This window comes from Corynebacterium sp. UBA2622 (assembly GCF_002339505.1).
GTDB lineage: Bacteria > Actinomycetota > Actinomycetes > Mycobacteriales > Mycobacteriaceae > Corynebacterium.
The window spans coordinates 98,213-111,702 of record NZ_DDJO01000017.1 but is presented as its reverse complement, the minus strand read 5'-3'; the positions used below and the strand labels follow the sequence as shown (position 1 = coordinate 111,702).

The 13,490-nt window shown below is 70.7% G+C and carries 11 protein-coding genes; 4 read left to right on the top strand and 7 right to left on the bottom strand.

The window, feature by feature from the left end; translation table 11 throughout:
* Positions 1 to 16: 16 nt before the first annotated feature.
* The 5 genes from trxB to B3611_RS07500 all read right to left on the bottom strand — a co-directional run bounded on the left by trxB (position 17) and on the right by B3611_RS07500 (position 8,863).
* Entirely contained in the window at positions 17 to 1,045 is a 1,029-nt protein-coding gene (gene trxB / locus B3611_RS07520; RefSeq protein ID WP_291314464.1) for a thioredoxin-disulfide reductase, read from the bottom strand.
* A 90-nt stretch (positions 1,046 to 1,135) separates the two neighbouring features.
* Positions 1,136 to 1,723, bottom strand: a complete 588-nt coding sequence (locus tag B3611_RS07515) for a sigma-70 family RNA polymerase sigma factor (protein WP_291314463.1) — start codon at positions 1,721 to 1,723, stop codon at positions 1,136 to 1,138.
* Positions 1,724 to 1,834: 111 nt separating this feature from the next.
* The gene (locus B3611_RS07510) at positions 1,835 to 5,266 is read right to left on the bottom strand and encodes a murein biosynthesis integral membrane protein MurJ (protein ID WP_291314462.1); all 3,432 of its coding nucleotides are present in this window, start codon (positions 5,264 to 5,266) and stop codon (positions 1,835 to 1,837) included.
* Between the two features lie 13 nt (positions 5,267 to 5,279).
* Positions 5,280 to 7,877: a hypothetical protein gene (locus B3611_RS07505; protein WP_291314461.1), complete on the bottom strand. Its 2,598-nt coding sequence runs from the start codon at positions 7,875 to 7,877 to the stop codon at positions 5,280 to 5,282.
* Positions 7,874 to 8,863 carry an NUDIX hydrolase gene (locus tag B3611_RS07500; protein WP_291314460.1) on the bottom strand — a complete coding sequence of 330 codons (990 nt, stop codon included), beginning with the start codon at positions 8,861 to 8,863 and terminating at the stop codon, positions 7,874 to 7,876. Before B3611_RS07500 ends, B3611_RS07505 begins: the two co-directional genes overlap by 4 nt.
* 162 nt (positions 8,864 to 9,025) lie before the next feature.
* Here B3611_RS07500 and B3611_RS07495 point away from each other — a divergent pair, with 162 nt between their 5' ends.
* The 4 genes from B3611_RS07495 to B3611_RS07480 are packed head-to-tail and all read left to right on the top strand — an operon-like array spanning position 9,026 to position 12,124.
* A complete protein-coding gene (locus tag B3611_RS07495; RefSeq protein WP_291314585.1) occupies positions 9,026 to 10,444 on the top strand; it encodes a CCA tRNA nucleotidyltransferase in 1,419 nt (472 codons plus the stop codon).
* Positions 10,437 to 11,045, top strand: coding sequence for a YqgE/AlgH family protein (locus B3611_RS07490; RefSeq protein ID WP_291314459.1), 609 nt, complete (start codon positions 10,437 to 10,439; stop codon positions 11,043 to 11,045). The genes B3611_RS07495 and B3611_RS07490 overlap by 8 nt, the downstream gene beginning before the upstream one ends.
* On the top strand, positions 11,046 to 11,786 hold the full coding sequence (locus tag B3611_RS07485) for an AzlC family ABC transporter permease (protein WP_291314458.1): 741 nt from the start codon (positions 11,046 to 11,048) through the stop codon (positions 11,784 to 11,786). It abuts the gene before it with no gap.
* Positions 11,786 to 12,124 (top strand): branched-chain amino acid transporter permease, encoded by a 339-nt coding sequence (locus tag B3611_RS07480; protein ID WP_291314457.1) that lies wholly within the window; start codon positions 11,786 to 11,788, stop codon positions 12,122 to 12,124. The genes B3611_RS07485 and B3611_RS07480 overlap by 1 nt, the downstream gene beginning before the upstream one ends.
* Positions 12,125 to 12,173: 49 nt before the next feature.
* Here the strand turns inward: B3611_RS07480 and B3611_RS07475 are convergent, their stop codons facing one another.
* Entirely contained in the window at positions 12,174 to 12,482 is a 309-nt protein-coding gene (locus tag B3611_RS07475) for a hypothetical protein (RefSeq protein WP_414646316.1), read from the bottom strand.
* A gap of 14 nt (positions 12,483 to 12,496) precedes the next feature.
* Positions 12,497 to 13,471 (bottom strand): bile acid:sodium symporter family protein, encoded by a 975-nt coding sequence (locus B3611_RS07470; protein ID WP_291314455.1) that lies wholly within the window; start codon positions 13,469 to 13,471, stop codon positions 12,497 to 12,499.
* Positions 13,472 to 13,490 lie beyond the last annotated feature (19 nt).

The following is a 13,490-nucleotide window of genomic DNA, read 5'->3' as shown; positions in this document are numbered from 1 at the left end:
AGGTGTCGCGGGGCGGTTACGCGCCGAGCGCCTCGAGGTAGTGGGTCGCGTCCAGTGCGGCGCGGCAGCCGGAGCCGGCCGCGGTGATGGCCTGGCGGTAGGTGGTGTCCACCAGGTCACCGCAGGCGAAGATTCCTTCGACGTTGGTGCGGGTGGAGGGCTCGTCAACGAGGACGTAACCCTTCTCGTCCGTGGCCACCTGACCGGCGAGGAACCCGGAGCGCGGGTCGTGGCCGATGGCGACGAACATCGCGGTGGCGTCCAGGACGGACTCGGTGTTGTCGCGCACGTCCAACACCTTCAGCCCGGCGACCTTGCCGTTCTTCTCCACGACCTCCTCGACGATGGTGTGGGTGACAAACTCGATCTTCTCGTTCGACCGGGCGCGCTCGAGCATGACCTTGGAGGCGCGGAAGTTCTCGGAGCGGTGGATGAGCGAAACCTTGGAGCCGAACTTGGTGAGGAAGATCGCCTCCTCCATCGCGGAGTCACCGCCGCCGACCACGGCGATGTGGTGGTCCTTGAAGAAGAACCCGTCGCAGGTGGCGCAGGTGGACACGCCGCGGCCGGTCAGCTCCGTCTCACCCGGGACACCGAGGTGGCGCGGCGCGGCGCCGGTGGCGAGGATCACGGCCCGGGCGCGGTATTCCTCGCCGGCCACCACAACCTTCTTCACCTCGCCGGTGAAGTCCACGCTCTCCACGAGGTCGGGTCGAAGATCCGCACCGAACTTCTCGGCCTGGGCGCGCATCTCCATCATCAGGTCCGGGCCCATGATGCCGTTCTGGAAGCCGGGGTAGTTCTCCACCTCGGTGGTGTTCATCAGCTCGCCGCCGAACTCGTAACCCTCGAAGACCAGGGGGTTCAGCTCGGCGCGCGCGGCGTAGAGAGCCGCGGTGTATCCGGAGGGCCCGGAGCCGACGATGATGAGGTCGCGGACCTCCGTTTCACCCCCGGTACCTGCGGTCTCGACGGCGGCGTCGGCCTCCGGCTCGGAGGTGAGGTCCTGCTTGGGCACAACAAAGTTGAAGCCGGGGTTCGTCATGCTGTCCTACATCTTCCAACTAGGCAATCGGGGCGTTCTTGTACGTTGGGCCAGTCTACTTCGGGCCCCCACACCCCGCTGATTGCCGAGCTAGGCAATGTTTTTCGACGCCTCCGCCGGCTCCATGGCGCGGGTCAGAGCCACCCGCGCCCGCGCCCGGCGCGACTTCACCGTCCCCGGCTGGACCCCCATTTCTGCGGCGGCGCGGTCGATGGTCAGGCCGGCGACGTCGATGAGCAGAAGAGCCCGGCGCTGGGCCTCGGGCAGGGAGGCGAGCGCCTGGCGCACCACGATGGCGCGGTCGAGGTGTGCGGTGGGGTCGTGCGCGAGGGCCGGGTTCGCGTCGGCCGAGACCCGCTCGTCGTCGTCGATGCTCACGTCGCGCCGGCGTTTGTGCGACGCGCGGACATGGTCGAAACCGGTGTTCATCACCAGGCGGTGAAGCCACGTCGACAGCGTCGCCTCGGCGCGGTAGGTGTGCATGTTGCGCGACGCCTTGAAGAGGGCCTCCTGCAGGATGTCCTCCACGTCGTTCTCGTTGCGCGAGTAGCGCCTGGCCACGTAGGTCAGACGCGTCTTGTGGCGTTGCACGATCGCCGCGAAGGCGCGCGGATCGCCGCCCATGTAGGCCTCGACAAGCTGCTGGTCAGACCTCTGCCCCGAAATACCGCCCGCCATGACATTCCCCCGAATGCTCCGAAGGGGTGCTCCCCCGTTGAACTGACCCCCTCAGTGTGCCCCGCCCCCGCCGACCTCCCCGGGCGGGGGCGCACACTTAAGTGGGTCCGCCTAGGGGAACGTACGGCCCGCCACCGCGACCTCGCGCACCTCGGCGGGCGCGTCGAAGCGCACCACCAGCGCCGTGAGGTGCTGGTGGGACTGCACGTCGAGCTCCGTCTCACCCTCCCGCAGGGTGCCCGAACCGAGCTCGGGCAGGGCGCCCAGGTCGCGGGGCGCGTCCTCAGGCACCCCGTACACGGTGAACGCTCCCCCGGCGGCGGTGTCCACGCTCACCTTCGAGGGGGTGAACTCCGTGCCGCTCGAAGGCTCAAGGGTGAGGGCCTGGCCGGCCACCGGGGCCCACGTGGTGGCGTGGTCGCCGTCGGCGGCGAGGGCGGCGCCGCCGGTGCCGGTGCCGTCCCACTGCGAGGCGGTCATGGGCCCGATGATCACGGCCGGGCCCGCCGCGGCGGTCTCACCGATCTTCTCCGCGCCCTCCTCGACGGAGCTCGAGGTCACGGGCGCGTTGGGCCCGTGACCGCCAAGGGCGCCGACGAGGTAGGCCGTGAGCACCGCGATGAGCACCACCGCGCCGATGACCAGCGAGAGGATGAGCACGAGGGAGGCGGGGCGGTAGGCCTTGCGCCCGAAACCGCCGCTGAGCGCCTCCGGGTCGGGCTCGGGCGCGCGCCGCCCGGCGGCGACGGCCGCGCTGAGGTCGTGCACGCGGTGCGAGGTGCCCTCGGGGGTTTCGGGCTCGTCCGTGCCGCGCGCGTCGTCCGCATCGTCCCCGGGGGTGCCGGAGACCTGGGCGGGACGCTCCTCCTCCCCTGAGCCGATGACCTCCAGCGTCGTGGCAATCGAGCGGAACTCCCCCGGTTCGGCGGAGGGGGCGTCGGCAAGCTTGCGCGTTTCCGCGGTGACGCCGTCGAGGGCGTCGGAGCTGACGTTGGTGGTCAGCAGGGTCAGCGCGGAGGCCAGGGCCCCGGCGTCCTCCTCGGTGGAGGCGTCCGGCAGCACCGCCGGGAAGGCGAGGCGCACGATCCCCTCGGTGGACACGCGCAGGCGGTTGCGGTTGTCCAGGCCGAGGGGCACCCCGGCATCGTGGGCGGTGCCGATGGCGCTGGCGAGCGGGGCCAGGGCGTGGGCGACGGCCTCGGCGTGGAGCGTCTGCCCCGACTCGGCGACGTTCTTCAGCGTCGTGCCGGGGATCCAGTCCGCCACGACGAGGGCGCCGGAGCGGTAGGACAGGATCTGGATGTTGTCCGCCACTGCGGGGTGGCCCAGGCCGGCGAGCTTGCGGGTGCGCCGCGCCACGCCTGCGGCGTCGATGGCGGCCTGGCGCGGGGTTGCCGGGGCCATGGGTGCGGAGCCGGTCGTGTCCACGAACGTGAGCGCGACCATGCGGTCCGTGGCCACCTCGCGGGCCTGCCAGAAGCGGGCACCCGTGGTGGCACCGTGGTCGCGGATGAGACGGAAGCGGCCGTCCGAGACGGAGGCGCCGGGAACGAGGCGCGGGCCGCGCACCACGCCGGCGGACATGGGCGGCGGCACCGGGGAGGCGTTGAAGGTGTCCGAGGCGAGGAACTGGTGCGACAGGTCGCGCGGGTCGACCTCACCGACCTCGATGGCTTTGTCCTCGTCGTACCTGATCAGGCGGCCCACGCCCGGGATGCGGGTCAGGGCGCGGCCCAGGTTCTGCACCTCGGGCAGGCGGGAGCGCGAGAGGACCAGGCCGGTGATGACCAGGAAGATCAGCCCGAGGACGATGATCTCGACGAGGAAGCCCACGGATGGCGCACCGATGAGTTTGCCGAAGCCGACGGCGAAGTCCAGGCCGAGGGCGTCGCGCACCAGCCACCGCAGCGCCAGGGTGGCGGCGACACCGACCACCGAGGAGCCCAGCGCCCACATGGAGGTGCGCAGCACGGCGCGGGATTCGAGGGTGCCCAGCTTGCGCTTGAGCAGGAAGGCGCCGATGATCGCGCCGGCGACGAAACCGAATCCGTTGGCCGCGCCGAGCAGGACGACGATGGTCTGCGTGGAGGACGCAACAATCGGCGAGAGGTAGCTCAGCACCACTTTGGTGGCGGTGATGCCCGCGATGATGAACGTCGGCGTCCAGGCTTCCTCGCGGGCGTAGAAGACGCGCAGGTGCAGCATCACCAGCGCGTAGGGGATGAGCGTGAACGCCGAGAAGCTCACCGTCAGGCCCAGGGTGCGGGCGAGGTCGGGGTCGAAGTTGCCGTAGGCGAACAGCGCGTGGCCGATGTCGGGGCCCAGCGCCGTCATGAACACGATCATCGGGATCAGCGCGATGAACGTCAGCTGCGTGCCCAGGGTCAGGTCGCGCACCACGGCCTGGTGGTCACCGTCGGCCGCGTTGCGGGACAGGCGGGGCATGATCGCGGTGAGCAGGGTGACACCGATGACGCCGTAGGGCACCTGCAGCAGCATCCAGTGCTGCTGGTAGATGAACGGCGCGGAGCTGTCCGCCACCGACGCGATGCGGGTGGTCACCACGTAACCCAGTTGGCTCACCGCCACGTAGGCGACAATCGCCAGCGCCATCCCGCCGAAGGCCTTCAGGCGGTCATCGATGCCCCACAGGGGGCGCAGGTCGATGCCGAGCCGGCGCAGCGCCGGCATCATGATCACGCATTGCGTGACGACGCCCAGCGTGGTGCCCAGGCCCAGAAGCAGCACGTGCGGGTTGGCCACCGACGCGGGTGCGGCCGGGTTGAGCTCCCCCGGCAGCAGCATGTACAGAAGCAGCACCGCGATGGAGACCACGTTGTTGGCCACCGGCGCCCACGCGCCGGGCCGGAAATGCTCCTTCGTGTTCAGGATCGCCATGAACAGGGAGAACATCCCGTAGAAGAAGATCTGCGGCAGCAGGAGGTACGCGAAGGAGGTGGACTGGACCACGTTGACGCGGCCCGTGTCCTTGAGCATGAGGCGGGTGAGCAGCGGTGCGGCGACGACCGCGAGGAGCGTGACCACCGTCATCAGCGTCAGGGTGAGGGTGAACAGGCGGCGGATGAACGTCGTGCCGTGGTCCTCGTCCTCCTTCTCGGCGCGCACGAGCACCGGGACCACCAGGGCGGAGAGCACGGAGCCAAGCACGATTTCCGTGATGAGGTTCGGCAGCGTGTTCGCGGTGTTGAACGCGGAGGCCACGGGCCCGCCGAGGGCGGCGCCGATCAGCACCGTGCGCAGGAAGCCGGTGATGCGCGAGATCAGCGTGGCCACGGCCATGGAGCCGGTGGAGCGCACCACATCGGAGTTGCTCGTCTGGCCGGTCGCGGCCGTGTCGGCGTCGGCGGGCGTGGCCAGCGTCTCCCCGGAGGGGCTTGTGGTCAGGGCCGAGCGGTCCTCGGCGACCTGCTCCTCCGGGGTCGGCTTCTTCTCGCGCGGCGCGGGCACCGGCGCGGGAGGGGCGGGCGTGACGATGCGGCTCCTCAGGCCAGCTGGTTGCTGGAGCGGTTCCTGGTGGGTCACGTGGGGGGTTCTCCTATCGGGTCGCCGAGCCTCGGGGCTCGTCGCTGGGGTCAGCTGCGGAATCGGGTGGGGCCTGCGTCGGGGTCGGGCGTGTGGGGCCGCGCGCGCGGCGGTGGCGTCCGACCCCGAAGAGGAGCAGCAGCGCGAGGAACACCGCCAGCGCCGCGATGAACGCCCAGCCGCGCAGGGCGATGCCGGCGGTGCGCACCGAGATGTCCACCGGCTGCGAGATGGGCACCTTCTGGGGTGAGGCGAGGAAGAGCTGCAGGTCGGTGTCCCGGTTGTCGGGCAGGTCCGCGGTCATCTGCACCGTGACGGAGCCGTGGGCGGGGATGCGCAGGTCACCGGGGACGTTGAGGCGCGCTCCCTCGGGGCCGGTGTAGAGGATGGTCGAGTCCACCGGCAGCGGCAGGCCGTTCTCCGCCACGATGAGCAGCGGCGAGGACGCGGAGGCGCGGGTGTAGACATTCCCCGGCGGGATGAGGGCGACGGAGGAGCGCAGGCCGTTCATCATGTCGCGGCTTCCGGCCAGGCGGCTGCGCGTCGCCTCCTCGGCATCGCGGTAGGAGTCCTTCGCGCGCCGACCCGTGGAGGACAGGGAGACCAGAAGATCGCGGCGCAGCGGCAGGGTGAAACCGTAGCGGGTCAGGGCGATGGCGGGATCCGCCACGAGGAGCGCGGAGAGGTCGTTGGCGAAGCGCGCCTGCTGGCCCGCGGTGAGAACCTCGGAGTCCGCGTACACGGTGGGGTCGGCGTTGGGGGTGCCCGTCCATTCGGCCGGGGGAATCCGGGCATCGGCCGGGGCGGTGAGGTAGGCGTCGAGGGTCATGGGGCGGGCGGAGTCGGCCAGCGTGTCCCCCACCGCCCGCATCACGGTGGCGGCGGAGTCCGGGTCCCAGGCCGCTGGGGGATTGACCAGGATCGGCGCCGGTTCCTCCTCGCCGCCCGCGCCGCGTGCCTGCTGCGCGGCCAGGCGCACCGCCGAGGCTGCGTTGACCGCGCGGGCGCGGGTGGAGTCATCGGTGAGGTTGTAGCGCAGGCCCTCGGCGGAGTAGCCGGTGGTCTCGGGGTGGGGCCCCACCGCCGCCAGCGTGGAGGCGAGGGAATCCTGGTACTCCACCGCCTGCACCCCGGGCGCGACCCAGGAGAAGCGCTGCCCGACCGGGTCGTGCCGCACGGTGTTGGAGGCCACCAGCACCCGCACGGTGGACGCGGGAGCCGGCGCGGCCACACCGCCGACACCCGGCAGGTCCGGACGCTCCAGGGTGGCTCGCCCCTCCCCCTCGAGGCGCCCGCTGGCGCCCTGTCCCGCGGCCAGCTGCGCCTCCTCCCACGCCCCGTCCAGCCCGGCTCCGGCCGCGTTGGCCCTGTCCGCCCAGCCCATGCCAGCCGCGGCACCGGGCCCGAGATACCCCGAGGGGGCTACGACGGCGTTGGCCACCCCGGCCTGGCCCAGCACGCGCGCCAGGGTGGAGGGGCCGCGCTCGACGGCTTCGCGCATGAGCCAGACGTCGCCGGTGCGCGCCACGGCGTTGAGGTCCGCGTTGGCCCACGGCATGGCGACGACGCAGCCCGAGGAGGCGATGTCGCCGACCTCGTCCAGCCACTTCCGGGCATCCTCGCTGCCGCGCCCCGGTGATCCGGCCGGGGTGTCATCCTGCGTGCCCCAGCTGTCGCGCAGGCGTTTGGGTTCCTCCACCACGTCGGGGCGGGTCTGGGACACGGTGTAGCCCCTGGCCATGCGCGCGACGGTGTCCACCAGTGCCGGGTCCAGGCTCATGCAGGACGCCTGGGCCACGGCGGGCTGGGTGGTGGCGGCCGAGTAGACGTCGACAAGCTTGCTGAGGCGGCCGTCGGGGGCGAGCTGATCGGCGAGGTTCTCCGAGGAGAGGATGAGCGGCGGGGTGTCCGGCGCCTCGCCCGTCTCACCCGGGACGATGTCCACCGGCGCGGAGACGGGGTACAGCGCGCTCAGCCCGGGCGCCCTGCCCTCCCCCGCGCCGCGCACGGAGAGGTGGAAACGTTCGGTGTCGAGCACCGCGCCGTCCTCGGCGAGCACGAACATCAGCGGGTACGTGGACAGCCCGGGCAGGGGCAGCTCGTCCTCCAGGACCTGCAGGGCCACGTCGGTGGATTCCCCCGGGGCGAGGTGCTTGTCGACGTTCCTCGTGCGCCCCACCACGGAGTACTCCCCCAGGTCGGCGACCGCGGCGACGCGCTGGTCCCACAGCGAGCCGGTGGCTGGCCCGCGCCGGGGTGTGACGCTGAGGCCCTCGAGCGTCTCACCCGAGGTGTTCGTGATGCGCAGCGTGACCTGCACCGGGTCGTGCGCCCCGATGACCTCCGGGCCATTGACCAGCTCGACGGTGGCGCGCTCACCCTCCCCGTCCCGGATGTCGGAGTTGGCCCACTGCCCGGAGACGTAGGGGTTGTCCGGGTCGGTGGGGATGGCGATGGAGCGCGACGGGTTGGACGGGTCGGCGGGGCTCGCCGTCTGTGCCGATGCCGCACCCGGGGCCAGGGTGGTTCCCGCGAGGGCCGCGGCGGCGGCGGCCGACACCGCACGGCGCCACCCCCCGCGCAACGCACCCAGCGGGTTGACCGGTCTCATCGTGGAGTGGCCCTTCCGGCTTCCGCTTCCTTTCTCGCGAGCTCGGGCATGCGGTCGTAGGCGATGCGGGCGAGCTTGCGTTCGTCGGCGTAGGCGAGGTGCTCGATCAGCTCGCTCATGGGCACCCAGGTCACCTCGGTAACCTCCGGGTCCTCGTCGTTGAGGATGCCGTCGACGAAGCGCAGCAGGTTGTGGTGCACGGTCTTGTGGATGCGCACACCGTCCGAGACGAACCAGTAGTCGATCACCCCGAGGGTCTCGAAGGCCTCCCCCGAGATTCCGGTTTCCTCCCATACCTCGCGCTCGGCGGTTGTCCACTGGTGCTCGCCGGGTTCGACGTGCCCCTTCGGCATGGACCACAAAAGGCGGCCGCGGCGGTCGAGGCGGCCGATGAGCGCGACGTAGATGCGCGAGAGGTCCACGTCGCCGTTCGGGGCCACGGCCTCGGCCATGCCGGAGACGACGAGCCCGCCCGCCGACGTCTCGTCGCGCAGCTCCATGGAGGAATCCGCGTAGTGGGAGTGCCGCGGGCTGCGCTGGTTCTGGCGGTAGCGCCCCCCGCCGCGGGAGCCGCCCGAGGGGCGGCCGCCCCTGCCGCGCCCGCGCGAGGAACCGCCCCGGCCCTTACGGTTGCGCCCCGAGTTCTTGGCGCCGGGCTTGTTCCCGCCCTGCTTGCTTCCACCCTGCTTGCCGCCGCCGGATGCGTGCGCGCCGGGCTTGTTTCCGCCCGGTTTGGCCCCTCCGGGTTTGTTCGGTCCCGGTTTGGCGCCTCCCTGTGCGCCTCCCTGCGGGCCGCCCGGCTTGGCTTCGGCGCCCCGGCCGTCGCCGCCGCCGGCACCCCCGCCCCGGCCGGGGTTGTCCCCCGCCCCGCCCTGCTGCGGGTTTCCGGCAGGCCGGGACCCGCGCCGGCGCCGTCCGCGCCTGCGGTGACCCTCGCCCTTGGGGCCTCCAGAGTCGCCCGAGCCGGGCCGAGTGTCCTTAGTCATCCGCATTATCGTATCCGCCCGGCTGGGCTTTGTGGTACTTAACAGGGCCGCCGGGAGCCGCACTTTCCGCCGGGTATCCTGGTACGGGTGACAACGCCTGAGAATTACGCACCGCTGTTCGACCTGCCCGACCCCGCCGATCCCGCCGCGCCGGTGGCGTTGATGGCGCGGGCGCAGGGGGCCGTCGAGAAGCTCGCTCCCCTCCTGGAGCCCCTGGCGGCCCTCTTCGCTGAGCGGGGTGAGTCCTTATACCTTGTGGGCGGGCCCGTGCGCGATGCGATGCTGGGAAGGCTGGGCAACGACCTCGACTTCACCACCTCGGCGCGGCCCGCGGTCATCGCGGAGATCCTCGGCGCGTGGGGTGAGAAGACATGGGACACGGGCATCGAGTTCGGCACCGTGTCCGCGGTCAAGCACGGCCAGCAGGTGGAGATCACCACCTTCCGCTCCGACCTCTACGACGGTGTGACCCGCAACCCGGAGGTCACCTTCGGCGATTCGCTCGAGGGCGACCTCGTGCGGCGCGACTTCGCGTGCAACGCGATGGCCATCGAGCTTTCGCTTTCCGACGGCTCCCTCGCGCCCGTCTTCCACGACCCCGTCGGCGGGCTGGATGACGTTCTGCACCGCCGCCTGGACACGCCGCAGGCACCGGAGGTCTCCTTCCGCGACGACCCGCTGCGCATGCTGCGCGCCGCCCGCTTCGTCTCCCAGCTGGGCTTCACCGTCGCCGAGCGCGTCTACGCGGCGATGAGCGGGATGGCCGGTGAGATCGGGCGCATCACCGTCGAGCGCGTGCAGGCGGAGCTGGACAAGCTCATGCTCGGCGTGCGCCCCTGGGAGGGGATGGACCTGCTGGTGGCCACCGGGATCGCCGATGTGGTGCTGCCCGAGGTTCCCGCGCTGCAGTTGGAGACCGACGAGCACATGCAGCACAAGGACGTCTACCGCCACTCCCTGACGGTGCTGCGGCAGGCGGCGGAGCTGGAGGAAGAGGGCCCGGACCTGGAGCTGCGCTGGGCGGCGCTCCTGCACGACATCGGCAAGCCCGACACCCGCGCTCCCAAGGAGGGTGGCGGCGTGACCTTCCACCACCACGAGGTGGTGGGCGCGAAGCTGGCCCGCAAGCGGATGCGGCAGCTGAAGTACCCCAAGCACGTCATCGAGGATGTGGGCCAGCTGGTGTACCTGCACATGCGCTTCCACGGTTTCGGCGAGGGGCAGTGGACGGACTCCGCGGTGCGCCGCTACGTCACCGATGCCGGTGAGCTCCTCCCGCGGTTGAACAAGCTCGTGCGCGCGGACTGCACCACGCGCAACCCCAGGAAGGCGCGGCGGCTCCAGCGCACCTACGACCACCTGGAGGAGCGCATCGCGGAGCTGGCCGAGAAGGAGGACCTGGCGAAGGTTCGCCCGGACATCGACGGCAACGAGATCATGGAGATCCTCGGCCTCTCCCCCGGCCCCGAGGTGGGCCGGGCGTGGAAGTACATGAAGGAGCTGCGCCTCGAGCGCGGCCAGCTGGACCACGACGAGGCCGTTGCGGAACTGAAGAAGTGGTGGGAGAACGAAAATGCCTGAGTACTTTTACGCCGACCGCCTGTTCAACGCTCTGGAGCGCGCGGAGCCGGAGGCGGGATCCCTGTTGGTGGCGGCGCCCGGAATGGTCTCCCCCGAGTTCGCGCGCACCGTCGTGCTCGTGCTCGAGCACACCGCCGGCGGAACGCTTGGCATCATCATCAACCGGCGCAGCGAGACGGCCGTGTACAACGTCCTTCCCGACTGGCTGCCCCTCGTGGCCAAACCGCAGGCCTTCTACGTGGGTGGGCCCGTGGGCCCGCAGGCGGGGGTGGCCGTGGGCGTGACCAGGAACGGCGTCGCCATCGAGGAGCACCCGGAGTTCACCCGCCTGGCCAACCGCCTGGTCCATCTGGACCTGCACGCCCAGCCCGGGGACCTCGAGCCGCTCCTCGAGGGCGTGCGCATCTTCGTGGGCACGGCGCAGTGGGAGGCCGGCCAGCTTGAGGAGGAGATCGAGCGGGGCGACTGGTTTGTCGCACCCGCGCTGCCCGGCGACGTGATTGCCCCGGGTTCGGCGGACCTGTGGGGGGATGTCATGCGGCGCCAGGCGATGCCCCTGCCCCTCTTTGCCACGTTCCCCGAGGACATTGAACAGAACTAGATGAATGTTTCACGTGAAACATCGAACTCCGGGGTGGGCGGCTCGGGCTCCACGCGGGCCGAGATTCTCCAGGGGTCCCGTGACACCGCCCTCGTCGGCCTCGGCCTGATCCCACTGGGCCTCGCCTTTGGCCTGCTCATGACACAGTCCGGCTTCGCCTGGTGGTGGACGCCGGTGTTCTCCCTCGTCATCTACGCCGGGTCCATGGAGTTCCTGGCCATCACTATGGTCACCGCCGGCATCGGCCCGGTATCCGCGGCCGTGACGGGGTTCATGGTCAACTTCCGCCACATCTTCTACGGGCTGACCTTCCCCCGCCACCTGGTGCGCTCGCGGGCGGGGCGGGCCTACTCCACCTACGCGCTCACCGACGAGTCCTACGCCATCGCCTCTGCGACACGCCCCCGCTCCGGGGCGCGGGTGCTGACCATCCAGCTCCTCTGTCAGGCCCTGTGGGTTCTTCCCGGCATCGTCGGGGCGCTGGCCGGGGAGGTCATCCCCGCGGGCGTGCGCGGAATGGAGTTCGCGCTCACCGCCCTCTTCGTCGTCCTCGCCTACGAGGCCTTCGCCGCCTCGCGCGACTGGTCCGCCGTGGTCATCGCCGGCGGGATCGGCGTTCTCGCCGCCCTCGCGGCACCGGCGAACATGCTCATGATCGCCCTCGTCGCCTATTTCGCGGTGCTGCTCCTCCGCTTCTGGAACCCGCGCCTCGACACCGCGCTGCGCCGGGAGGCACCGTAGTGGGCCTGCCCGCGGGTGTGACCCCCGCGCACGTGGCGGCGGTGCTGCTCCCCATCGCGGTGGTAACCCTCATCCTGCGCGCCCTGCCCTTCTCCTTCCTGCGCCTGCTCAAGGGCAGCCCGTTCGTGGAGTTTCTCGGCAACGCCATGCCGGTCGGGGTGTTGACGGTCCTCGTGGTCTACACCCTCGCCGGCGCACGCGACACCCCGGGAGGGGTGTGGGCCGCGCTCGCCGCGGCGCTGTTCACCCTGGGCCTCCACGCGTGGCGACGCTCCGCGGTCCTGTCCATCCTCGCCGGCACCGCGCTCTACATGGTCCTGGTCAACCTGGCGTTCTGAGGCAGAAAAAATCCCCCGTGCGGTGCGCGGGGGCGTCGACAAGCGCGGCTTAGAGCTCGGGGAACTTCGCCCTGGCCTCCTCCCAGAGGCCCTCGAACTCCTCCGGTGTGAGCGACGTGGCGGTGATGCCCTCGAACTGGGCGTAGCTGTCGGGGTGCGGGACAACATCCGTGGGCTCGTTGGCTTGGCCGGTGACGCGCCCGTCGGCGTAGACCCCGGTGATGGTCTCCTCCGGGGTGAGCTCGATCATGCGGACCATCGTGCACTGGGTGGGCGAAACCTCCTCGAGCTCGGCGATGTTGAGGAGCTGTCCCCCGAGCTCGGGCACCTCGTAATGGATGCGTACGTAATGTTTCACGTGAAACAACTCCTTCAGGCCTCGGCGGGTGCTACCCGAGCGTAGCGCGCGGCGAGCGAGGAACAAATCATCAGCTGGATCAGGTGGTAGATCATCAGCGGCACGATGAGGATGCCCAGGGAGGCCCCGCCGAAGATGACCGAGGCCATGGGCAGGCCGGCTGCAAGCGACTTTTGCGTGCCGCACATCTGGATGGCCACGCGGTCCGCGTAGCCGAATCCGAGGGCCTTGGGGACCGCATTCGTGATGGCGAGCATGGAGATGACCAGCGCGGCGGCCAGCGCGACCAGAAAGACGATCTCCCACGGGGAGACCTGGCCCCACACACCTGCGACCATGCCACGGGAGAAGGCGGAGTAGACCACCATCCAGATGGAGCCCCGGTCCACCAGCTTGGTCGCCTTTGCGCCGGCGACGTCCTTCACCCGGGGAACGAAGTTGTGCGCCAGCTGGCCCAGAATGAACGGCAGGAGCAGCTGCAGGGCGATGTCAACGAAAACACCGCTGTCTATGTGTATGCCGTCACCGGCGCCCATGAGCAGCATGACGAGCAGCGGGGTGGCGAACACGCCGACCAGGCTGGAGAGGCTGGCCGCGACGACGGCCCCGGAAACGTTGCCGCGCGCGATGCCGGTCAGCGCGACGGAGGACTGCACCGTGGAGGGCACCAGCATGGCGTAGAGAATGCCCTGGTAGACCTCCTCGGAGATGAATCCCGTGATGGGCCGCAGGGCCAGGCCGACGAGCGGGTAGGCCACGAAGGTGAACAGGAGGATGGTGAGGTGCAGCCGCCAGTGCGTCAGGCCCCGGAGGGCCTCGCGCGTGGAGAGGCGTGCGCCGTATAGGAAGAAGAGCAGCGCGATGGCGAGCTTGGTGGCGGTGCCGAAGACGGCCGCGAAGGTGCCGTGCGCGGGAAGGAGCACCGCCAGCACGACTGCTGCCAGGATCCCCTGGATCAGCGGGTCTTTGAGGAAGGAGGGAACGGGCATGCGCCCAGTTTACGAACCT

Coding starts and splice junctions, on each gene's coding strand:
- trxB (WP_291314464.1), bottom strand. CDS start 1,045: ATGACGAACCCCGGCTTCAACTTTGTTGTGCCCAAGCAGGACCTCACC.
- B3611_RS07515 (WP_291314463.1), bottom strand. CDS start 1,723: ATGGCGGGCGGTATTTCGGGGCAGAGGTCTGACCAGCAGCTTGTCGAG.
- B3611_RS07505 (WP_291314461.1), bottom strand. CDS start 7,877: ATGAGACCGGTCAACCCGCTGGGTGCGTTGCGCGGGGGGTGGCGCCGT.
- B3611_RS07500 (WP_291314460.1), bottom strand. CDS start 8,863: ATGACTAAGGACACTCGGCCCGGCTCGGGCGACTCTGGAGGCCCCAAG.
- B3611_RS07495 (WP_291314585.1), top strand. CDS start 9,026: ATGGCGCGGGCGCAGGGGGCCGTCGAGAAGCTCGCTCCCCTCCTGGAG.
- B3611_RS07490 (WP_291314459.1), top strand. CDS start 10,437: ATGCCTGAGTACTTTTACGCCGACCGCCTGTTCAACGCTCTGGAGCGC.
- B3611_RS07485 (WP_291314458.1), top strand. CDS start 11,046: ATGAATGTTTCACGTGAAACATCGAACTCCGGGGTGGGCGGCTCGGGC.
- B3611_RS07470 (WP_291314455.1), bottom strand. CDS start 13,471: ATGCCCGTTCCCTCCTTCCTCAAAGACCCGCTGATCCAGGGGATCCTG.